This window comes from Paenibacillus sp. PK4536 (genome assembly GCF_028594455.2).
Taxonomy (GTDB): Bacteria; Bacillota; Bacilli; order Paenibacillales; family Paenibacillaceae; genus Saccharibacillus; species Saccharibacillus nuruki.
Genome location: NZ_CP126313.1, coordinates 1005816 through 1028179, shown reverse-complemented (window position 1 = coordinate 1028179; position 22364 = coordinate 1005816). Strand labels below are relative to the sequence as shown.

Below are 22364 nucleotides of genomic sequence, written 5' to 3'. Positions count from 1 at the left end.
TTAGATGAACACCCAAACCATATTGCAACAATTTGAACAAGAGGTAGAGCGGTATATTCAAGCGTTGGAACCGTACAGTATCGAACAACTAACCTTACAACCCGATCCACAGCAGTGGTCACTCGGGCAAATGTATAATCATTTGATACAATCTGCACAACGTATGCATCTGGCGAATATTGATACGTGTATCAAGCGTCAGCAAGCAGGAGAAGCGATCACAGAGACAACGTACAAAACACATGCAGGCGAACATATTATAGCAATGGGAAGCTTTCCACCGATTCGTGTTCAAGTGCCTGCTTCGCCTATGTACACACCTACACAACCGCATACCAAAGCTGAATTGCTAGAAGGATTAGAGCAAGTACGATTACGCATGAGAGCAATAGAACCTTTGTTAGCGACAACCGATCCGCAGTATACAGTAGCTCATCCAAGATTCGGGCAATTAAATGCTACAGAATGGTTTGCGATTATTGAGATGCATTACCGTCATCACTGGCTTCAGAAAGATCGGTTAGATCAATTTCTGGGGATGACCGTATAAGCAAACAATCTTATAGATGAATAGCAAAACAACACGACAGCATCAATTCGCAGTCGTGTTGTTTACATTTTCCAGCAAAGGCACTACAAAATCACGAAATACATCAAGCGGTGTGCGTTTGCGCTTGAAGCGGTCTGCGGATACGGTGACGACTAATTCATAAGAAGGAACAACGACAATATATTGTCCACCGAATCCTAAAGCATAATAATACGGAATATCGACTTTAGGCTGACTGTCCAGTGTAAAAGAAGAGTGCCACCAATGCCAACCGTAATGAGCTTTTTGCGGGCTATCTACAGCAATCAATGGGCTTGTAGCATGTTCGACCGTAGAAGACTGAATATGTTGTTGATTGCCTATTTTGCCCTCATGCAAATACAATAGCCCAAATTGTAGCATAGCCGATGGAGGCAATTGCAATCCAAATCCACCTGTGTGTACACCTTGAGGATCAGTCTCCCAGACATATTCAGTAATACCCAGTGGTGTAAACAGATGCTGTTCAGCAAACGAAGCAACCGATTGACCGGAAGTCTGTGCCAGAATAGTCGCCAATAGTTGAGAACAACCGGAATTGTATTCCATCACAGTACCCGGCTCATGCACAAGTGGTTGAGAAAGCACAAAGTCGATCCAGTTGGACGTTTTGCTCATCGTGGGAAAAGAATGCTGTCCTCCAAATTCCGTCCAGTTGAACCCAGCAGACATCGTCAGTAACTGCTCAATCGTGATCTGAGCTTTACGTGGATCAGGGTCTGTATGCAGCTGTGGGAAAAAGGTAGAAATCGCTGTATCTGGAGCAGGCATAATCCCTTGGTCGATAGCGATACTGACCAAGCTAGAAAGAATACTTTTGGTACACGAATTGATTTTGAGTGGAATCTCTTTCTTGTCAGGTTCACGGTAGTAATCTAAAATCTGTACGCCATGTTGGACGATCAGACAACTATATAATTCACGCTCAACCAGTTGATTGACGAGCGGTGCAGTATCGATAAATGGCATAGAAAAGGACCCTCCTTTGAGATCATTGTTCTTCTCATCATAAAACAAAAATAAGCGTTGTGAAGCGATAACAGAATCGTTACGGCTTCACAACGCTTATTCTATCGTACTATTTGTTTATGAATACTCGAGTATACTTTATTAATTTTATCTGCTTAAAGTCTATTTATTGAGCAGTTTTATTCAACAGCTCCGCTTCAGCCATTGCCAGAATAAAAGCACCGATTCCTTTCGGATCATTACAGATAATCGGTTCGCTAATATAGTAAGCATACGTACCGTCACGCTTATCTTTGCCACCTAGACCAGCCACCTGACAGGTTTTGTTGAGGTTAATCAGACCTTCTTCTGTAATCGTGATAAATTCCTCGATAATACCTTTGCGAATCTGCTCGGCTTTGACTTGATAGCGCTCGGGTAGATATCCTTTACGCAGACCTTTAGCAACGGCGTACAGAATCATACACGAAGCTGAAGCTTCTAGATAATTGCCTTTGGCATCAGGTAGATTCAGCACTTGATAAAAGACACCACTTGCCTGATCCTGCACCTTCATCAGTGCTTCCATCGTTTCGCTCAGCATCTGGATAATCGTTGCCCGATCTTCCTGATCTTCTGGCAAAATATCCAGTACATCCACCAGTGCCATCACAAACCAGCCCATCGAACGTCCCCAGAAGTTTTTGGATAGACCGGTTGTAGGATCACACCACGGTTGTTCCTTTTTCTCATCCCATGCGTGATAAAGCAGTCCTGTCTGCGCATCACGGGTATGCTGATAACATAATTTGAATTGTTGCGTAACATCGCTATAGTCTTTGATATCTGCAAATTCACGAATGTACTCCGCGTAAAAAGGAGCACCCATATACAGTCCATCTAACCAGATCTGGTAAGGATAAATTTGCTTATGCCAGAAAGCCCCTTCACTGGTACGAGGATGCTTCATTAACTGTTGACGTAGCAAATCAGCAGCTTGGCGATATCGCTCTTCTCCTGTTTCACGATAAAGAGGAAATAATAACTTTCCATTATTCACATGATCGATATTGTATTCATCTACACGATAACTGCGGATACCGCCTGATTCTTCAATAAAGAAATCCATATTAGTACGAATATAATCTAAGTATTTGCGATCTTGAGTCAATGCATAGACTAATTCCATGCCTTTGAAAATAACACCATTATCATATTCCCATTTATGCTTCAATTCAGGATTACGCTTTATTACGGAATCACTCATTTGTGCCGCCCAATTCTGGATCGTATCTACATCATATACTGTGCTTGTCATTCCATCATTCACCTCGATCATCAATTTGTGTTCTATACGGTTTCCATATCCATCTACAAAGAGTATTCTCCGACAAAATGTTAACGTGAACAAAAATGATCTACAACCTTTTGATTCTTAAGGAAAAACATAATTGCTTTGACCTGCTTCATATAAAGAACGATAAACATGTAGCTAACATTATTTTACATCATTTATGAAAAGGCTTACAACATTTTTTTACAGCAGATCTTTTTGAATTGGTATATGATATGTCTTTCAAATAGAAAACGAGCCTGATGCAAGGCGTATTTTGCGAATAGAGATGAAGGTTTACAAAGAGGATATAATCATCTAAAATACGTTCAGACTCATTCACATTACCGCATAAAAGGAGTAAAACATGAACCCTATACAATATATTTTGCAACACTTTCCGTTTATGGTGCTGGATGGAGCGATGGCAACCGAATTAGAACGCAGAGGTGCTGACCTCAATAATAGTCTGTGGTCGGCTCAATTATTACTAGAAAATCCGGAATGGATTGCTGATGTACATCGTGAATATTTTGAGGTAGGTGCTGACTGTGCGATCACAGCTAGCTATCAAGCTACGATTGAAGGTTTTGTCCAAAAAGGATTAACAGAACAAGAAGCGATTCATCTTATTCAACAATCAGTTCAGCTTGCGGTAGAAGCACGTGATCAATTCTGGGCACATTATGTACAGAAATATCGTACCGAGCAACCGATCGAAGGTTCAGCAGATACGTTACAACCGACTGATGATTATGATCGTCCTAAGCCAATAGTTGCCGCTTCGGTAGGGCCTTATGGTGCTTTTCTAGCCGATGGTTCTGAATATCGAGGAGATTATGATCTGAATGAACAGCAATTGATCGATTTTCACCGTCCACGTATTCAGTTATTGATCGAAGCCGGTGCAGACATTCTAGCTTGCGAAACGATTCCGTGTCTGGTCGAAGCCCGTGCGATTGTCAAAGTATTGGAAGAGTTCCCGGGTTCGTATGCATGGATAAGCTTCAGTGCTAAAGACGGACAGCATATTAGTAGTGGCGAATCTATAGCTGACTGTGCGAAATGGTTACATGCTCATGAGCAAGTAGCAGCGATAGGAGTCAATTGTACAGCATTAGAATATATTCCTTCATTGATTGAGCAGATTGCGACAAGCACAGATAAGCCGATTGTGGTCTATCCAAATTCAGGTGAGCAGTATGATCCTGTAACCAAAACATGGCATGGTGCTTCTTGTGAGCAGAATTATGGACAACAAGCACAACAATGGTATGCCAAAGGCGCACGTCTAATCGGTGGTTGTTGTCGTACTACGCCGAATGATATTGCTCAAATTAAAGAAAGTATGTTGTATTAATCTATACTTATCTGTCAAAGGTTTGATATTTGGTCGCTATACCATTTCTCAATTAATCTCTATATAGATAAGGTGATGAAAGGTCGGGGTACGATGGCATTAGAGCAAGAGCGAGTGGAAGAAACAGGTACAGAAGAAGGTACATTTCAGCGCAAAATGAAAAGTCGCCACCTTGTGATGCTGTCATTAGGTGGAGTAATCGGAACAGGGTTATTTCTAAGTTCGGGTTATACGATTAACCAGGCAGGACCGCTAGGAACGATTCTTGCTTATCTAGTCGGCGCTGTCATCGTATATCTAGTGATGCTTTGTCTGGGAGAACTATCAGTACATATGCCTGTCACAGGAGCTTTTCATGCGTATGCCGCCAAGTTTATCGGACCGGGTACAGGTTACATGGTCGCATGGATGTACTGGTTAACATGGACAGTCGCACTGGGGTCTGAATTTACAGCAGCAGGGTTATTGATGCAACGCTGGTTCCCGGATACCTCGGTATGGATGTGGAGTGGTGTATTTGCACTGCTTGTGTTTTTATTAAATGCCTTTTCGGTACGCTTTTTTGCAGAAGCCGAATTCTGGTTTTCAGGTATCAAAGTAGCTATTATTTTACTGTTTATTATACTGGGCGGAGCCGCTGTTTTTGGAGTGATTCCGATGCGAGAAGCAGGCGCAAGTGCACCGCTATTCAGCAATTTCACCAGTGATGGAGGGCTTTTCCCGAATGGCATTTTGCCGATCTTTATGGCGATGTTATCCGTTAACTTTGCTTTTTCCGGTACTGAACTGATCGGGATAGCCGCAGGGGAAAGTGTAGACCCTGACAAAACGATTCCGCGTGCGATTAAAGCTACAGTAGGAAGATTGATTATCTTTTTTGTAGGAACGATTTTTGTATTATCAGCATTGATCCCGTGGAGAGATGCAGGAGTGATTGAGAGCCCATTTGTTATTGTATTTGATCGAATAGGGATTCCTTATGCGGCAGATATTATGAATTTTGTGATTATTACAGCGCTACTGTCTGCGGCTAATTCAGGATTATATGCTTCTTCACGGATGTTATGGTCATTATCCAAAGAAAAAATGTTACCTTCGTTATTCTCACGTCTCACTTCATCAGGGATTCCACTGAATGCGATGATTATTAGTATGGTGGGCGGTGGATTATCGCTGTTATCGAGTGTTGTCGCACCAGATACGATCTATATTTTCTTGGTCTCGGTATCCGGATTTGCTGTCGTGGTGGTCTGGATGGGGATCGCTGCTTCTCAATTTATGTTCCGGCGGCAATTTATACGTGAAGGGCATCAGTTAAGTGAACTGAAGTACCGGACACCATTGTATCCGATTGTGCCGATTGCTGCTTTTGTACTATGTCTAGCTTCGTGTATCGGGATTGCATTTGACCCGAATCAAAGTCTTGCTTTTTATTGCGGAATTGCCTTTATGGTTCTGTGTTATGTAGCGTATTATATCCAGAATAGAAGAGGAAAAAAGGCAGTTTGAGTGATATACTGAAAACAGAAAGCAAGGCTAATGGAGCGGTACAAGAACAGCGAAGGGACTTACAATAATGAAAAATATTTTGTTTATTAATACAGGCGGTACTATCTCTTCTTCAGGCGAACAAGGTGGGGGACTTACACCCACTCAATCCGCAGAACATATCGTTGCCGCTGTACCTGAACTGAAAGATATTTGTACAATTGAAGCGATGACACTCATGAGCGTCGATAGTACCAATATTCAACCTGAAGAATGGGTGACTATCGCGCAGACGGTACATGAACATTTGCCTCATTATGATGGGATTGTCATTGCGCATGGTACCGATACGATGGCATATACAGCAAGTGCACTTAGTTTTATGTTAGGGGCACTCGATAAGCCTGTAGTCATTACAGGGTCGCAGGTGTCTGTACTGGCAGAGCATAGTGATTCACGGATCAATATCAAAGATGCGTTCCGTACAGCAGCTACAGCATTATCTGGCGTGTTTGTCGTGTTCAATGGCAAAATTATTAACGGCGCTCGTGCTTCCAAAGTCAGAACCAAAAGTTACAATGCATTTGAAAGTATTAACCATCCCTATATCGGGTATCTGGAAGAAGATACGATTGTATATAATGAGATTCCTGAGAGTATTCGTCCAACCGGGCATGTATACAATGATCATTATTCACCGAATGTATTTTTGATCAAATTAATTCCGGGGATGCAACCAGATATTTTCGATGCAGTCAAAGCGTTAGGTTATAAAGGTATTATTGTCGAAGGGTTCGGTATGGGCGGTGTGCCTTTCAAAGAAATCAATCTGATCGACAAGATCGAAGAATTGGTCAAAAGCGGAATAAGTATCGTGGTTACCACTCAATGTCTGTATGAAGGTGGCGACCTGACGATCTATGAAGTCGGACAGAAAGTACTCGAAAAAGGCGTAATTCCTTGCTACGATATGACCACAGAAGCACTGACCACCAAAATGATGTGGGTACTGGGTCAGACCACCACTCCAGCTGAAGTAGAGCGCATGATGGCGACCAATTATGTAGATGAAATTACAATTCCTCAATAATATCAATATGTATAAAAAATACCTGCTTCCTTCTATTAAAGGAAACAGGTATTTTTCTATTCTATAATCTTCTCACTTTACATCTGTAACGCAAATCAGTCATCGTTACGTTGTTTCGCACGCGCTTCTCCGCCTTTGCGGCCTGCTTCTTCACGGCTCATTTTGCCATCGTTACCGTCGGAATCACTACGAGCTTCTCCACCCTTTTGCCCGATCTCTTGATAGAACTCTTTATCATGAGAATCTGAAGTAGCTTCTCCGCCTTTTTTACCGATTTCTTCATAGAACTCTTTGCCATGCGATTCCGAAGTGGCTTCTCCACCCTTTTGCCCAATCTCTTGATAAAATTCTTTGTCATGATTGTTAGAAGTGGCTTCTCCACCTTTGCGACCTGCTTCTTCACGACTCATGTTGTTGTTGTCGTTGTTGCTCTTGTTGTTTGCCATTTTCTAATTCACTCCTCTGAAATTTTTTAAGATATATGGTGCTACGATATTATATTAACCAGCTTATTTAATGTTAAAAATTTCATTTTATTCTTTTTATTGGTAAATAAATGGATATCATCAGCTTGGTTGGTGACTATATACGACTATAAATGCTTTGGTATCAAGCTTTTATACATTATTATTAACCGGATTTTTTGAATGAATTTCAGTTTTTCTTCAAAAAAACAAAAAAATAATTCTTAAATTATATTTTCGGTGGAAACCAGATGTGACGAAGGTCAACCCAACCCTGACTATTGAATGTAACACCACGAACAGAAGGTAAATAGGTCGTCTGAAAAGGCTTTTCGTATAAAATATGCAATTGATATTCAGAAATTAATCGATCTTCAATGTGCTGAAAATATTGAGTACGTATTAACGGATCCGGTTGACGCTGAATCTGTTCTAACAGTGTCTCAATATCAATAACCGTATGATGTTCTACATGACCTGCTAACGTGCGATATAGATCAAATAGTCGCAATTGTTCATCTTGATCCCGTGTCAGTGAGAAGACAATTAGATCAGATTCCATCCGCACACTACCTTTAAATTGCTCAACAGGTGTAGACACGACAGTACATTGATATCCAGCTTGCTGTAACGTATTTGCGATCCAGCGTGCATCTTTGCGATATTGTGGAATTGTCAAAATACGTAATGATGTAGTCGATATCTGCACTATCTTTTCTGGATTCAGTTCCGGTAGAAGGGCGGTAGGATTAGCACTACTTTGCAGAGTCCAAAGATCATCAGACAAGGAGGAGGAACTATCGTTAGCGATTGGATGAGTGAGAGCTCCAGACTCTGTTTCACGTGCTAATTGTAGACACTGGCTAATATGAGCACGAATATGCGGATCACGAAGTAGTCCTTCTTTGCGCGTATTATACGTAACAAATTTGCGTACCGTGACCGGTGAATGCATCTGACTCCATGCGCCTTGTTCTGAGGACGATCTGGATGTATGCTGATGCATCATATGAAAAGGAGATTGGCGATCCGGCTGTTCTAGTTGATCGGGTGCGACATTCCAAGGAATATGAATAATTTCTACCTGATCCAGATGCGCTCGACCTTGGAAATGAGGCTTAAACACTTCCAGTACACAGTTATCTTTACTCATTTCGATCATACGAAAAGGCCCTGTACCGCTTGGTTTTACACCAAATAATTCTTCTCCCCGTCGATTCAATCCGTTAGGCACAATAGCCGCTCGACTGGTACATAAAAAAGGCAAAAACAATTCGCTCGGTTGCTTCAAAATGATCTGTACCGTATTGTTGTTGAGCGCTCGTACCGATTCTATTTGTTTGGCGATAAAGCGATATAGCATCGGTTGCGAAGTCTGTCTTAATCGCTGAAAAGTATAGACCACGTCATCGGCTGTCATCATTTGCCCATGATGGAACATGACTTCTTTGCGGAGAAAAAACGTCCATTCTGTCCGTAATTCGTTGACTTCCCAATCATGTGCCAGATGCGGAATAATCTGCTGTGTATGGGAAGCTTGCCGTACCAATCCATCAAAGATATGGCTAGAGACAAAAGACTCTGCCAGCAAATTCATATACAGCGGATCAACGGTATGAATCTGTTGACGAATTGGCAAGCGCAACGTATCCACCTGACGATTACGTTGCATTTCTGAATGAGGGCCGAAATATCCAAACAACCAATCTTGTACTTTATTTTCCAACGTTGAAGATTGGGCATATTGACGGATCTCGGTTAAGGTCTGCTGAATATCTTTGCGCTGAATGGTCTGCATCATAGACTCAATCGCAATTTCTTCGGGTTGAATTAAAAAGGTAAGTGTCGATCGTCGTCCGCGTCCACGTTGTGAATTCCACTTGATCCAACCTTGCTCTGCCATCCGTGTGATCAAATTTAGAGCATTACGATGTGTGCATTCAAACGTTGTGGCTAGCTCATCTAATGTGATCTGTACTTCGATATGTTGACCATACTGCGAATGTAACAATAAAAACTGATGATGTAATTTCATGGGGATTACACTCCTTGGGTTACATGCTGAAAGTACGCTCCGTGAAAGGAATCGTCCTGCCGATCGCTGTTGTAGCCGGATTTTCTGAACAACCGCTCTAGCGGTCAAAATCCGGCTACAAAGGCGAACGCTTCGCTTCTTATGGACGATTCCTTTCCCTCCGCTCCGAGCATGGAGACACCCGAATGATTGTAAAGTGGGGTGGGCAGGAGGGAAGAGAGCCTTCAAAAGTAAGAGAAAGATTAAGAATAGTAAGAACAGTAAAAGTATTAAAAAAGAATAAGTGTTTTTAGATATTTAGGTTAGGATTCAATTTTTAGAATTTAAGAGTTGCTGATGTATATGGGAGTACGAATGAATGGTTTGATTAGTCATCTTTTTTAGATAGATGATGATAAAATAAAATAGGAAATTTTATAGAATTATTCTTCTCTTTATCTTCGTATTTTATCATCTACAATAAATATAACAACAGGGCTATCTCATCTTATAAAAAGGGCTAGAGGAATAGATAGATGATAGGAGCAACAAAAAACACATAACGAAACATTACAGAACATCATAGAACATAACGGGGTTGCTAGTAAGCTAACAAATGACAAACTGTGGAGCGCAAGGCTATTGCTCCAAAAAAGGAGATTTAACATGTATGAGAAATTGATTGTGGCGAAGCATCGGACTTGGATAGCATTACTTAGTGCTTTGGGGCTTGCTACAGTGCATCAGTATTTATTTTATGGACATCAGCTAGGGATTTCGTATCCAGTCTTTATTATTTTGTTTTACTTGTATATGTATACTTATGCAGGCGATAAGTTACGGCAAGGGACATGGTTTAGCCGTTTTTCGATGACGGTGATTATTTTGCTGTCTTTGACGTATGGATTATTTACGAATCCGGTCTTTATGGTGCTGAACGCATTGATGATACCCGGTCTGATCTTTCTTCATCTGGCGTATATGCTTAGTCATCGTCGATTAACATGGTATCAACCGATGCTGATTGTTGATGCACTGGATCATCTAATTCCGCAATCGGTAAGACATTGGGTCACCCCTTTTCGAATACTCAAAAATGTCGCTATAAGCAAAATGGAAAATGAAAAAAAGAAAATTATCACTAAAATCCTAATCGGTCTGGTGATCGCATTACCGTTACTTTTGATTATTATCAGTCTGCTAACATCCGCTGATCGCATTTTTGGTGATCTATTATCAACATTACCGAACTGGATCGATAGCTTGTCTTTTGGTGAAGGAAGTTTCCGTTTACTTTGGATTGTTATTGGTGGGTTTATCTTTTTCGGATATTTATGGGGGTTTGTTCAACCTTATCTGTATCCACCTGTAGCGAATTACAGACCACATCCTTTACCTGCTTCAGCCGCCACTCCAACAGGGGCAGTTCTATCGACACCGACCGTATACGGGCCTCAACCATTGTCTGCGTATCCTTCGGTTCAGCGTAAGCCTGTACGTATTGATCCTATAATTATGGCAACAATATTGATCTTGATTAATATCGTGTATGTGCTGTTTGTAGTGATCCAATTCTCGTATTTATTTGGCGCAGGACAAGGGCAGATTCCTGATGGAAGTTCGTATGCAGAATATGCTCGTAGTGGATTTGTCGAATTGGTGATGGTCACTTCGCTCAACTTTATAATTATGGTATGTGTACTGCTCTATATGGCAGAAAGTCATCGCATTTTGCGTCATATCAATAATAGTATGTTGTACATTTTGGTTATTTGCTCTGGAGTGATGTTATATTCAGCCTTTACTCGTCTTATTGTATATGAACAAGCGTATGGCTATACGTATATACGGTTTCTTGTTCATGCGTTTATGATCTTTCTCGGGGTACTGTTGTTGGTGGCTGGTCTGCGTATTTATTGGAAAAAGCTACCGCTTGCTAAATGCTATATCGTGCTTGCGCTTACTGCTTATGTCGTAGTCAATTATGTAGGCATGGATCGAATCATCGCTGTTCAGAATCTAGATCGGTATGAGCAGACAGGGCAGATTGATTTCGAATATCTAAATGGACTATCCAGTGATGCGATTCCTGTATTGTTACAGCGAGGAGCTACATTATTACCCGAGACGTATCAGACATTCCGTCAGGATAAAGCTTATTTATTTGAAAAAGAACAATCATGGCAATCCATTAATTGGGCAGACTATCGGGCGATACGTGCACTTCGTAACGATGTACATTCATAAATTTAATATAGAACAGAACAAAAGGAGCCGAATAACATGGTGACTCAAGCATTGATCGAATGGAATATAGATCCAACGTCGTTGCCACAGCAGAAATGGTTAACTGATCAACAACTTAATCTCGATCTATCGCATACAAAAGTCGATCCTACAGAAGAAGGATGGACAATTCAGATACGTATTACCGAATCGCTACCTGATTCATGGGATACGTATGCAGAAGTCCAATTTCTTACTGATCCTGATGATCCGTTAGAAGAAGGGTTTACCTTTTTATTATGGGCAGGTTCATATGTTGCTGATGTGACGATTGTCGGTATAACACATTAATAGATCACGTCCAAAAAGCTCTCCAGAGAATAAGGAGAGCTTTTTGCTATGTCTGGTTCTAATGTTATATCAAAATATATATCTATAGTATAAGTCTAATTTTGAGCTTAAGGAGCACATAGTAGAACTGATTTAACTTTGCTGTTGAGTGGGAGCTAGTGCAATCTCACGAATATTAATACTTTGTGGCTGGCTAAATGCAAAATAGATCGTATCTGCAATCGTTTGAGGCATTAAGTTAAGTTTGGCTTTTTCGCCTGTGGTCTGATCGTTCCATTCAGTCTCAATCAATCCTGGAGAGATCGTTACAACACGTACATTGTGCGGAGCTACTTCTTCACGTACATTTTCACTAATTGAATGAACTGCAAATTTAGTCCCACCATAAGCGACATGATCTGCAAATGTTTTTTTACCTGCTATTGAGCTGATATTGATAATCGTACCTGACTTTTGTTCGATCATAGACGGTAGTACTGCTTGCATGCCGTTAAGAAGTCCAATCACATTCGTATTGTACATTTCTTGCCATTCAGCAGGATCTTGAGTCGTAATATCTCCAAGCAACATCCGACCTGCATTATTCACTATTCCTTTGACAGGTCCAAAATGTTCTTCAGCTTCAGCAATCGCTTGATCGAGTGCCGGACGATCTGTAATATCAATAATCGCTTTCATCACCTGACGACCAGCAAAAGCTTTTAAACGGTCTTCCTGGCGAGAAAGTAACAACACATTATGTCCTTTAGCAATAAAAAGTTGAGCCGTGGCTTCTCCTATACTTGACGATGCACCTGTAATGACAACGAATCCTGTTTTCATAATTCAATAAACTCCTTTATTGATATGAGATAGTGGAAGGGAATACGTCAACATTATCATGTCTATATAAGAAGCACAGTGAGAAAGCTTATACTTTGAAAAGAATATTTTAAAATAAATAATAATATCTTTTTAAGGTTTAAAAAGGGGGTTTCAAGTCTTTCTCATCCGGTTTGTATGGTATAGTGTGCTTAAGTCATGAAGCAACATTGGCAGGAGGATTTGAAAATGTGGCAAGTATTTGATCCAGATGATGAGGTATTGAAGCAAGAGTTTTTTCTGGCAGATGAGGTTCCTTACAATCTGATTCATCATATTATCGATTCACCTGAGGCTATGCTGCTCAAAACAGAAGATCATCGGGCGATATTTGCTCAGTCACCCGGTCATAATGCATGGTTATGGATTTCTCCTATACCTGCAATACAAGCCAGACGTCTATTAATACAGGAATTAGTTCATCATTTATATCGCAATCAGCATCCTGTTCTCTGCGGAATTACTGGAGATCCAGCGGTTGCTGAATTATTCGCAGCATCGTATCAAGATGTGAATAAGATCTATAGCCGTTTTCATGCCAGTATTGAGTCACATAGTTGTACCAAAGTCAGATCGCTTAGTCATATTGCTGGTGAAATGATCAAGCCTGCTTTTGAGCATATAGATGTGATTGCACAATATATGTGCGAATTTGCAGATGAAGAATTCGGTGTTGAGATTGCAGCCAAAGATTATGCACATGCAGCGGCTCGTGCAGTAGGAAGTGGAAATACATACTTGTGGATAGTCGATGGGCAACCTGTGGCTACTGCAAGTATTGCGCATCGTTCTCCTCGTTATGCACGAATTAATGGTGTCTATACGCCACCTCATCATAGAGATCAAGGTTATGCCGAAGCGATTATTGCAGCGATATGCGGTGTACTGCATGAAGAGGGAAGACGAGCGATGTTATATACAGATCAGACGCAAGTTTCTTCGAATCAGACCTATGGTAATGTTGGCTTTGCGATCAAAGGAAAAGTAATTGATATTCGCTTTCGCGATGTGTTAGATCCTCCTTTAATCTCAAAATAAACATGCTTTTCTTATAGCAATAGTGTCAAATAACCTGCAACCCCTTCTTTTTAGAGGGCTACAGGTTATTTTCGGTAGGCATTATCCTGTTGGACTAGATCACAGCGATTGTGGTTCTAGCACAAGTTCATCCATTAATTTGCCTTTAAATACTTTCAGATACTGATATTCTCCGTTAATACATAGCTTCAATAATCCATTATCAAAGTCAGTATGCATGTCTTTGAAAAAGATACCTTCGATCACGATCGGTCGACCATGTGTCTCATAGGCGATTTCATAGCCGCGTGTGGTCTGAACGACTTCTACATCTACACCTTCTTCATGCGTTTCTTCTAACTGCGCTTGCATCCGCTGTACGGCTACAATATGTAGATCAATCGCTCCCAACTTTTCCAATAGATCATTCACGATAGAACCTTTCATGATTTCTTGCCAGCGTGTCTGAGCAGATTGTCCAATAATCAATTGCGTCACATCATGCTTTTGAGCAGTTGAAGCAATAATATCAGCAGCTTCTTGTCCATGACTTTCTAAAAGGACAAATGTACCTCCTGCTTCTTCGGTCAATTTGCACCATGCCTCTACATATTTCTCTTCTTGCTGATCCATCTCATCGATCGGGTGATCAATCACACTGAGTACACAGAGTGGGGACTGAATCAATTGAGATAAATGAATACCACGCCTGATCAACCGTTCTCCATTGGGCCCATAATACACACACACCATAATCTTTTCAGAATTCAAGAAAGGCACACTCCTTTATTTCGTAGTTATGATCCATTAACCAGAATTGTTCAAAAGGAATAATAAGCGATGGTGTAATCTAACAAAAAAGCATGATTAATAAGCGCATCTGACGATGTCCACACATCAGGTGAATCTTGTAGTCGAATCCGCAGTTCAGTCAATGCTTCTAAAGCAACCTGACTACGTACACTTCCCCAATTCTGTTGCTGCTGATCGATATGAGAAAGTGCTTGATCTAGAGGGCATTTTTTGAGTGATGTAAATACTCGACTCCATTTCACCAGATCCAGATGCTGAACTTGATCTGTAAATGAATATTCCGCCCAGCCTGTAACTCCATGACTTGCGATTTTTAACAGCCCACAGTGTAGATAGCCATCCATTTCAGGTAAGGCTAGACGGCGATTATCATACTGAAATACTTCAATAGAATGAATAACATGGACAGATGTGTTGCTAGTGGATACCGCATGAGTAACAGGTGAAATGGCCGATAACAGACTCATCAAAAATCTACGCTCCTTTAATATGATGTTTCTTTGCCTAATCCAATCACGATCCGTGTATCTGTCTATAACGGTATACTTGATGTCAGATATTGTTAGCAATCATAGTCCGCTCAGAGAAAGAAGTAAAATCAGACCTGAGTATTAAAAAGATCATATATCTGTGAAAACAACCATGTAATCGGATTCATTCTATTCATTCATACGGTAATGTCTTGTATACTCATCAATGCGTCGGTTTATCCATTTATCCTGTAAAAGAAAGTAAAACAGCGCTAGATGAAGGAAATAGAACATTAGAACCCTACAATCGACTGGATTGCTCTATATCCGAATATAGCGAGCTTCAGTACTGCTTTACAAACGAAAAGAGCGGGCGTATGATTTCTTTCAAGTTCATTACAGCTTAATGGCTGAAAAGGGTATCAATAGACCTTTCAATCAGCGGGGGAACCATAAGAATAGACACTATGCTAGTGAGCTATTCAGGGGTGAATCAGAGCAGTTGGTGAAGACCGATAACTCTGTAGGGAGACTCTTACTTCCGAATCCGTCAGCTAACCTCGTAAGCTGCAATAAGAGAGACGACAATAATCAACTACGCCATGATAAGATGCCGCAGGCACTTGTCTTAGAAGCTGATGAAGAGGTCCTCTTCTAACGGCTTTTTTTTGTTGTCTACAATGGGTGGAGGAGCGCGAACAAGGATGGAATATGAGCAGGAATTTGTACTGGTATCACCGGCTACTGTAGCAGGGGAGCAATTTATGCAATTGTTAAAAGTGAAAAAGATTCCATTTGCAGTGATCGTGAACAGTCAAGCCGATCAACTTCGATATCAGAAAATGGGGATTGAACATGTGCTAGTGATCGACACACAGCGACAAGAGTTATGGCGGATTCCAGAGTTGAAGATTGGCAAAATTTATTTATTTGAACGCAGTCTACCGCTCTGTTGTCGTTATATCCAGATCTGCCGAACATGGTCATCACAGCAACTCTATGTTATTACAGAAGGCAACCAATCCCGATTGATTTATCGTGGACTGGGCGCCGATTACATTATTCATACGAATGGGAGCAGTGCTTCCTTTTTGTTATAAAAAGGGGCTGTAGATCGATCGCTCATTTTATTTTGCAATTTGCTGATGATATCTTGATAATGAAGAAGATAGGGAATCAAGGCGATGCGCAGAAATGGAGATGATCGTGATCGGTAAAACAGCATTAGTCGCAGGAGCCACAGGTCTAGTAGGCAAAAAGTTGCTGCGCCAGTTATTAGAAAGTACAGAATACACTCAAGTGATTGCTCTTGTCCGCCAACCTGTGCAACAACTGCAACATATGAAGTTGCAACAGGTTGTGGTGGATTACAATAAATTGCAAGATTATCGAGCGGATATGAAAGCAGATGATGTATTCTGTTGTCTGGGAACAACGATTAAGCAAGCAGGAACACAGAAGCAGATGATCGAAATTGATGTTATTTATCCATTTGCGGTAGCGCAGATTGCGTATGAGCAAGGAGCCAAACAGTTTATCGTTATCAGTTCTATGGGGGCCGATCCGAAGTCCAGTATCTTTTATACACGGATCAAAGGAGAACTGGAACAGCGATTACAACAGATTGGATATACCTCGTTGTCGTTGATTCGTCCATCTTTATTGCTTGGTAAGCGTAAAGATAGCCGTGCAGGCGAGCAATTTGGCACTGTCATCTCTCAGGCATTATCTTTCCTTATGGTGGGTCCTCTTCGTAAATATCGGGGAATAGAAGCAAGTGCAGTCGCTCTAGCGATGTATCGAATTGCACAGACCGCCAAACCCGGATCGCATGTGTATCTTTCAGATCGTTTGCAGCGGATTGCCGATGAATCACAACCTACGACTTCTTCTACTAAAAAACGGAGTTGACGTCATCATTTGTACGTATTAGTTCAATTATAGAAATGGAGAATTATAATATGCCTCAATTAGAACCTAAGCAAGCAGCTTCAACGATCGAAAAATGGATTTCTTTTTACGATATGGATAATGCCAAAGCATGGGATAAAGACGATTATCCATTTATCCAATCTTCCTGCAAAGTGATGCGCAGTGCAATTCAAGCGTTACGTGGTAAAGCTCCAGCACAACCGAATGAGCGCCGTAAAATAGCGACTGGATTAGAAGAATGGTTAGATGACTCTTTTATGGATGATCCAAATGAATGGGAAAAAGAAAATAAAGCGTTTGTACAAGAAGCGTTAGAAGCGATTCAGTTTACGATTCAGTTTCTACAAAAATAATGAATAATGAGCAGACATACTCTATACCAGATGGATATATCCCTTTATCCAGCAGTGAGATTGGCGAATTTTATATCGCTTTTGAACCTCACTCGCATAGCTTCAATATCTATGTACGTGCAGTAGAACCTTCTGCGACTCCAGCTATCGATCAGCCTGAGTCTCCTGTGTCGATGGTATTGATCGGCTATTTGAAAGTGACGTATTCGCAAGCATCCAAGCCTACCGAATCAGACGATGATCCTCATGAAATCACACAAGGGCTTGATGCTGTCTATATTAGTGATTTTCAGATTTATTTTAATTATCAAGATTTGAAATTAGCCGTTCCTGTTATTACGGTATTGCGAGATACGTTAACCACTCAAGGCTACCGTTTACTTTCTGCTCATCTATTCAAAAGCGAACGTTCCTATGCTAAATTACGTCATACCTATATCGACCGCTGTGGAGCCACTATACGGCGGGAATATAGCGATTATTTGATCATCGAATGGCGACTCAATCCAGAAGAGCATTCTGAAAGGGGAACGTAATGAGCGATAATCATACAGACCTTATCCAGATCACTCTTTGCCGTGAAGAAGAAGCGCATATCATTTGCAATATGTATCCTTATTATCTGTATGATCTGTCAGAGATCTGGGAACGATTGCCGAACTCGCAAGGTATTTTTGACGACGAAGAATATGCGACCCTTCATCAACAAAGCGATGTTTTTCTGATCTGGTGGCGACATCCAGGCGTTCTTTATCCGTGGATTATTCGTGTGAATGGCGTACCAGCTGGCTTTGCGTTAATAGCGACGGCTCCTTATTTACCGGATGGTTCTAAGGCGCAGTACTATTTAAATGAGTTTTTTGTGATGCGTCCATTTCGTGGACAAGGTGTTGCCCGGCAAGCCGCTAGTCACATTTTTGACCAATATAAAGGGGATTGGGAGCTACAGACCAATGCATCCTCACGAAATAGCCATGCTCAATCATTCTGGAATCATGTATTGTCACAATATACAGACAGCCAGTACAGTCAGCAGGAAATCACCGACGAAGATCAGCAACAATTGCTGTCTTATTGCTTTAATAATCAATGAAAAAGTAGCCCTTTTTGACTTTTTTCAAATTGTTACTTTCTTTTCATGGACAATATATAACGTTTTGTGTAACATAGGCATAATTCACTTTATTCATAAGGAGTATACCTATGGCACAAAAAGAAGGTTCAGGTTCATCAAGTACAGGCAGCGGCAAGATCGAACGCTTTTCAACAAGCGGGTTTATTTTAGCAGCAATTGGTAGTTCAGTAGGGTTAGGAAATATGTGGAAGTTCCCGTATATCACAGGTAAATACGGTGGAGCTGCCTTTTTCCTGATGTTTATTATCTGTCTGATTGTAGTAGGTCTACCGATTTTATTAGCAGAAATGGCTATTGGTCGAAGTGGACGGGGTAATGCTGCGGCTTCGCTTTTCAACATTACAGGGAAGAAGCATTGGAAATGGATTGGTACTGTTCCTGTCGTTACGTCATTTCTAATTATGTGTTATTACGGTGTTGTTGCAGGATGGACATTACATTATACCGTTTTATCTTTTAGCGGTAGTCTATCTGATGTGAATACTGATTTTACAGCAGCCTTTACGAATTTTGCAGGTGGATATGCACCGTTATTCTGGCAAGCAGTTGTGATGCTAATTACAGGTATTGTTATTGCTAAAGGGATATCGGGTGGAATTGAGAAGTACAACAAGATTCTGATTCCGGGATTTCTGGTGATTTTGCTCATCTTAATGTTCCGTTCATTGACGTTACCTGGTGCAGGAGCAGGGGTAGAATTTTTCTTAGCACCTGATTTTTCTAAATTAAGCCGAGCTTCGATCTTAACAGCATTAGGACATGCATTCTTCTCTTTATCTCTAGGGATGGGTTGTATGTTAACGTATGGTTCTTATGTACGCAAAGAGCAATCTTTAGGTAAAGCAGCGCTTGCGATCGGCGCAGGCGATTTATTCTATGCACTTTTAGCAGGATTGATTATTTTCCCAACCGTATTCTCTTATGGATTAAAACCAGATCAAGGTGTAGGGCTAGCATTTATGGCTTTACCTGCTGCTTTTGCACAAATGCCTTTAGGTGCTTTTTTTGGAGGTCTATTCTTCTTATTGCTCGCGATTGCGGCAATCACTTCGTGCTTCTCTATTCTCGAAGTACCTGTAGCTTATGCGATGGGACAATGGAATTGGTCTCGTAAAAAAGCAGCTATTCTCGTCTGTGTGTTTTCTTTTATACTAGGTGTACCTGCTGCATTATCTGTAGGCGGTGTGCTTAGCTTTATTTCATTAGATGGCAAAAGTATTTTTGATCTATTCGACTTTGTGACTTCATATATTTTGATGCCTGTAGGTGGATTTATTGTCACGATCTTTACAGGATATGCATGGAAACGTGCAGGAGAAGAAGCAGGAATATCTGGCTTCTGGTACGACACATGGATGTTTATTCTACGTTATGTGGCACCGATCTTAATTATTCTGATTTTCTTATATTCGGTAGGGATTATCCAACCAGAATAACCTGAATACAACAATCAAAGGAGCACTCTCATGACTATTTCTTCACAAGAAGCTTTTTCCAAAGCGTTAGTGCAATCTTTGATCGGAGAAAGAGGGCATTTGCCGATTGCACGTGCGTTATCAGATATCGATTTAGAACTATCAGGTCGATCTTTGGAGAATTCTCCATATACCATTTACCAGTTAATTAGTCATATGAATTACTGGCAAGACTTCATGTTAACTCATCTTAAAGGTGAAAAGCCTCAAATGCCTGCGAATGTTAGTGAAAGCTGGCCGACTGAAGTACAAGCAGTAGATGAAGCGACATGGCAAGATGTTTTGGATCGTTTTCTTCAAGGGATCGATTATGCGTGTGAATTAGCGCGTACAATGAATTTGGAACAACCATTAGTCTATTTCCCGGGCGAAACGGCTGCTGGATTGTTGCGTAATATTGCTTCTCATAATACGTATCATTTGGGTGAAATTGTATTGTTACGTCGCTTGTTTGGCGCATGGCCACCACCAGGTGGAGGATATCCAGCGTAAGATTTTATTTCTGATCATATTCATCATTTTATGTAAGATTTCGTTGGGTTACTTTTTGGGGTTAATTCAAGGTGGTGTTGTCCAGCTTGATTGCGAATGAACATATCTTTCTTACGCAACATGATAATATTTCCAGTGATTGGTGTAATAATACATGGGAAATACATTTGCAGTAGGAAAAGGATGTGTAATCATGGCAACACCACCGAAAAAGAAATCGATTCGTTATGATTGGCCGTATCATTTTGTGGCTTTGCCTCTTTTATTAGTAACGTTTGTACTTACTGTAATCTACTGGGTAGAAGCGATTCGTTATGATGAGCATGTATTGTTATCATGGTTATTATTGATATTAATGGTGTGTTTATTTTTCGCTATTCCACGAATTCGAGTCTATGCGACCAAAACGCAGGATCGAATTGTACGCATTGAGGAGCAATTCCGCTATTTCCGTTTAACTGGAAAAGAATTGGATTCTCGTCTATCCAAATCTCAAATTATAGCGCTTCGTTATGCAAGTGATGAAGAATTCCCTGCCTTATGCGAACGTGCAGCCAGTCAGAATCTATCTGGTTCAGATATCGAAAATGCGATTACGAATTGGCGTCCAGATACGATGCGTATCTAACTTACACTGAATCAGATGCATATCCACATACGATATAGTTCTAAATCATATGAAATACAGACCAGAAGTCGCTCGATATAGAGCGGCTTTTTTTTGTATATGCAAGTGAAGGGAAGTAAAGTAGCCAGTCATATATCGTTGCTAGAAAACACTAAAAAAGCCAAGTGCCTACACATAATGCAGGTACTTGACTTCGATTATAATGATTAGATGACGATATTCATTTAGCTAAAAATCGAATCGATATGCTCTATTTCTTGCGGTGTTAATTGGACTTGTAATGTTTTGAGATTGTCTTTGACTTGATCCGAACGCTTCGCACCCGGAATGACTGCATCTATCGAATCGCGTGTCAGATACCATGCCAGTACGATATGAGCGACATCCACACCTTTGGACTGTGCAATCGGACGAAGTTGATCTACTTTTGCCAGATTTTCTATAAATGCATCTCCTGTAAAGAGTGGATCTTTGGCACGAATATCATCAAACTTGGTGTCTTTGGTATATTTACCACCCAGTAGACCGGAAGCAAGTGGGAAATAAGGAATAAACGTGATTCCATTTGCAGCCGTATACGGTAACAGATCTTTTTCAGCATCCCGATGGAATAAATTATAGTGACCTTGAAGGACGTCCACATCGCCGTTTGTGTTCGCTTCTTTCAACTGTTCTAACGAGAAGTTAGACACACCAATAGCTCGAATTTTGCCTTCGTCTTTTAGCTTTTTCAGTTCAGCTACAGCTTGATCTTTCGGTGTATGTTCGTCTGGAAAATGAATATAAAATAAGTCGATATAATCGGTTTGTAGGCGTTTGAGACTGTCTTCTACACTTGAACGTAGAAATTCAGGTGAGTTATCAATCACAACGTCACCGTTATCTGTGAATTTGTGAGCGCCTTTGGTCGCAATAATGACTTCGCTACGTTTACCTGTTTCTTGCAGCACTTCACCAATCAATTCTTCAGAGCGCTTAGGCCCATAAATGAATGCAGTGTCTAGAAAATTGATACCTTCTGCGAGTGCAGTACGGATCATTTCTTTACCGACTTCTTCATCCAAATTAGGATAAAGATTATGTCCACCAACCGCATTCGTACCCAGTCCGATTGGATTTACCCATAGATCGCTTTTACCTAATTGTTGTTTTTCAGTCATGATTCATTCAGCTCCTTTGATCGCTTTGCTTGATTACTCTTTTTATTTTAACAGAATATCATGTGGAGTTAAAATATCGGGATAATTGGTTTTAAATCATTGGTTTTTATGATGGGTAGGGGAACGCTCCAGAAAATAATTTGTTCTTGCCGTCGCTGGTGAAGT

General features: G+C 40.8%; 23 protein-coding genes and 1 riboswitch. Of the genes, 15 read left to right on the top strand and 8 right to left on the bottom strand.

The genetic code is table 11. From position 1 onward, the window contains the following. Nucleotides 1-4: 4 nt before the first annotated feature. Nucleotides 5-550, top strand: coding sequence for a DinB family protein (locus tag PO903_RS04780; protein ID WP_069326548.1), 546 nt, complete (start codon nucleotides 5-7; stop codon nucleotides 548-550). Between the two features lie 42 nt (nucleotides 551-592). Here the strand turns inward: PO903_RS04780 and PO903_RS04775 are convergent, their stop codons facing one another. Both PO903_RS04775 and PO903_RS04770 read right to left on the bottom strand, forming a co-directional pair. Then, complete coding sequence (locus PO903_RS04775; RefSeq protein WP_273592761.1) at nucleotides 593-1558, bottom strand: serine hydrolase domain-containing protein; 966 nt, start codon at nucleotides 1556-1558, stop codon at nucleotides 593-595. A gap of 166 nt (nucleotides 1559-1724) precedes the next feature. Beyond that, the gene (locus PO903_RS04770) at nucleotides 1725-2855 is read right to left on the bottom strand and encodes a glycoside hydrolase family 88/105 protein (protein ID WP_241669389.1); all 1131 of its coding nucleotides are present in this window, start codon (nucleotides 2853-2855) and stop codon (nucleotides 1725-1727) included. A 382-nt stretch (nucleotides 2856-3237) separates the two neighbouring features. Here PO903_RS04770 and mmuM point away from each other — a divergent pair, with 382 nt between their 5' ends. From mmuM to PO903_RS04755, 3 genes are all read left to right on the top strand, one after another. After that, on the top strand, nucleotides 3238-4230 hold the full coding sequence (gene mmuM / locus PO903_RS04765; protein WP_273592760.1) for a homocysteine S-methyltransferase: 993 nt from the start codon (nucleotides 3238-3240) through the stop codon (nucleotides 4228-4230). A 93-nt stretch (nucleotides 4231-4323) separates the two neighbouring features. Further along, a complete protein-coding gene (locus tag PO903_RS04760; protein WP_273592759.1) occupies nucleotides 4324-5739 on the top strand; it encodes an amino acid permease in 1416 nt (471 codons plus the stop codon). Between the two features lie 67 nt (nucleotides 5740-5806). Beyond that, on the top strand, nucleotides 5807-6808 hold the full coding sequence (locus PO903_RS04755) for an asparaginase (RefSeq protein WP_069326553.1): 1002 nt from the start codon (nucleotides 5807-5809) through the stop codon (nucleotides 6806-6808). A gap of 95 nt (nucleotides 6809-6903) precedes the next feature. Here PO903_RS04755 and PO903_RS04750 read toward each other — a convergent pair whose 3' ends face one another. Both PO903_RS04750 and PO903_RS04745 read right to left on the bottom strand, forming a co-directional pair. Beyond that, complete coding sequence (locus PO903_RS04750) at nucleotides 6904-7254, bottom strand: KGG domain-containing protein (protein WP_069326554.1); 351 nt, start codon at nucleotides 7252-7254, stop codon at nucleotides 6904-6906. A gap of 247 nt (nucleotides 7255-7501) precedes the next feature. Beyond that, nucleotides 7502-9307 (bottom strand): ABC transporter substrate-binding protein, encoded by a 1806-nt coding sequence (locus PO903_RS04745; protein WP_273592758.1) that lies wholly within the window; start codon nucleotides 9305-9307, stop codon nucleotides 7502-7504. A gap of 645 nt (nucleotides 9308-9952) precedes the next feature. Between PO903_RS04745 and PO903_RS04740 the strand changes: the two genes are divergently transcribed. Further along, nucleotides 9953-11533: a DUF4153 domain-containing protein gene (locus PO903_RS04740; protein WP_273592757.1), complete on the top strand. Its 1581-nt coding sequence runs from the start codon at nucleotides 9953-9955 to the stop codon at nucleotides 11531-11533. A 36-nt stretch (nucleotides 11534-11569) separates the two neighbouring features. Then, the gene (locus PO903_RS04735; RefSeq protein WP_273592756.1) at nucleotides 11570-11863 is read left to right on the top strand and encodes a hypothetical protein; all 294 of its coding nucleotides are present in this window, start codon (nucleotides 11570-11572) and stop codon (nucleotides 11861-11863) included. A gap of 132 nt (nucleotides 11864-11995) precedes the next feature. Here the strand turns inward: PO903_RS04735 and PO903_RS04730 are convergent, their stop codons facing one another. Continuing rightward, nucleotides 11996-12685, bottom strand: a complete 690-nt coding sequence (locus tag PO903_RS04730; protein ID WP_273592755.1) for an SDR family oxidoreductase — start codon at nucleotides 12683-12685, stop codon at nucleotides 11996-11998. 228 nt (nucleotides 12686-12913) lie between these two features. Here PO903_RS04730 and PO903_RS04725 point away from each other — a divergent pair, with 228 nt between their 5' ends. Then, nucleotides 12914-13762 carry a GNAT family N-acetyltransferase gene (locus PO903_RS04725; RefSeq protein WP_161594279.1) on the top strand — a complete coding sequence of 283 codons (849 nt, stop codon included), beginning with the start codon at nucleotides 12914-12916 and terminating at the stop codon, nucleotides 13760-13762. 99 nt (nucleotides 13763-13861) lie between these two features. Here PO903_RS04725 and PO903_RS04720 read toward each other — a convergent pair whose 3' ends face one another. Together PO903_RS04720 and PO903_RS04715 are read right to left on the bottom strand one after the other, a co-directional pair. Next, nucleotides 13862-14521, bottom strand: a complete 660-nt coding sequence (locus PO903_RS04720) for a universal stress protein (RefSeq protein ID WP_502921664.1) — start codon at nucleotides 14519-14521, stop codon at nucleotides 13862-13864. 41 nt (nucleotides 14522-14562) lie between these two features. Next, a complete protein-coding gene (locus PO903_RS04715; protein WP_137224019.1) occupies nucleotides 14563-15021 on the bottom strand; it encodes a hypothetical protein in 459 nt (152 codons plus the stop codon). A 393-nt stretch (nucleotides 15022-15414) separates the two neighbouring features. After that, nucleotides 15415-15608, top strand: a riboswitch (cyclic di-AMP (ydaO/yuaA leader). A gap of 120 nt (nucleotides 15609-15728) precedes the next feature. Here PO903_RS04715 and PO903_RS04710 point away from each other — a divergent pair. The 8 genes from PO903_RS04710 to PO903_RS04675 all read left to right on the top strand — a co-directional run bounded on the left by PO903_RS04710 (nucleotide 15729) and on the right by PO903_RS04675 (nucleotide 21039). Further along, nucleotides 15729-16124, top strand: a complete 396-nt coding sequence (locus PO903_RS04710; RefSeq protein WP_069326562.1) for a hypothetical protein — start codon at nucleotides 15729-15731, stop codon at nucleotides 16122-16124. Between the two features lie 94 nt (nucleotides 16125-16218). Then, nucleotides 16219-16935, top strand: a complete 717-nt coding sequence (locus tag PO903_RS04705; protein WP_273592753.1) for an oxidoreductase — start codon at nucleotides 16219-16221, stop codon at nucleotides 16933-16935. Between the two features lie 50 nt (nucleotides 16936-16985). Further along, on the top strand, nucleotides 16986-17309 hold the full coding sequence (locus tag PO903_RS04700; RefSeq protein WP_273592752.1) for a hypothetical protein: 324 nt from the start codon (nucleotides 16986-16988) through the stop codon (nucleotides 17307-17309). Then, nucleotides 17309-17845: a hypothetical protein gene (locus tag PO903_RS04695; RefSeq protein ID WP_273592751.1), complete on the top strand. Its 537-nt coding sequence runs from the start codon at nucleotides 17309-17311 to the stop codon at nucleotides 17843-17845. Before PO903_RS04700 ends, PO903_RS04695 begins: the two co-directional genes overlap by 1 nt. Continuing rightward, entirely contained in the window at nucleotides 17845-18402 is a 558-nt protein-coding gene (locus tag PO903_RS04690; protein ID WP_273592750.1) for a GNAT family N-acetyltransferase, read from the top strand. Before PO903_RS04695 ends, PO903_RS04690 begins: the two co-directional genes overlap by 1 nt. 110 nt (nucleotides 18403-18512) lie before the next feature. Continuing rightward, nucleotides 18513-19880, top strand: a complete 1368-nt coding sequence (locus tag PO903_RS04685) for a sodium-dependent transporter (RefSeq protein ID WP_069326566.1) — start codon at nucleotides 18513-18515, stop codon at nucleotides 19878-19880. A gap of 30 nt (nucleotides 19881-19910) precedes the next feature. Further along, on the top strand, nucleotides 19911-20411 hold the full coding sequence (locus PO903_RS04680) for a DinB family protein (RefSeq protein ID WP_069326567.1): 501 nt from the start codon (nucleotides 19911-19913) through the stop codon (nucleotides 20409-20411). Between the two features lie 193 nt (nucleotides 20412-20604). Then, the gene (locus tag PO903_RS04675; protein WP_069326614.1) at nucleotides 20605-21039 is read left to right on the top strand and encodes a DUF6526 family protein; all 435 of its coding nucleotides are present in this window, start codon (nucleotides 20605-20607) and stop codon (nucleotides 21037-21039) included. 224 nt (nucleotides 21040-21263) lie between these two features. Here the strand turns inward: PO903_RS04675 and PO903_RS04670 are convergent, their stop codons facing one another. Then, a complete protein-coding gene (locus PO903_RS04670) occupies nucleotides 21264-22199 on the bottom strand; it encodes an aldo/keto reductase (RefSeq protein ID WP_273592749.1) in 936 nt (311 codons plus the stop codon). Between the last annotated feature and the right edge of the window lie 165 nt (nucleotides 22200-22364).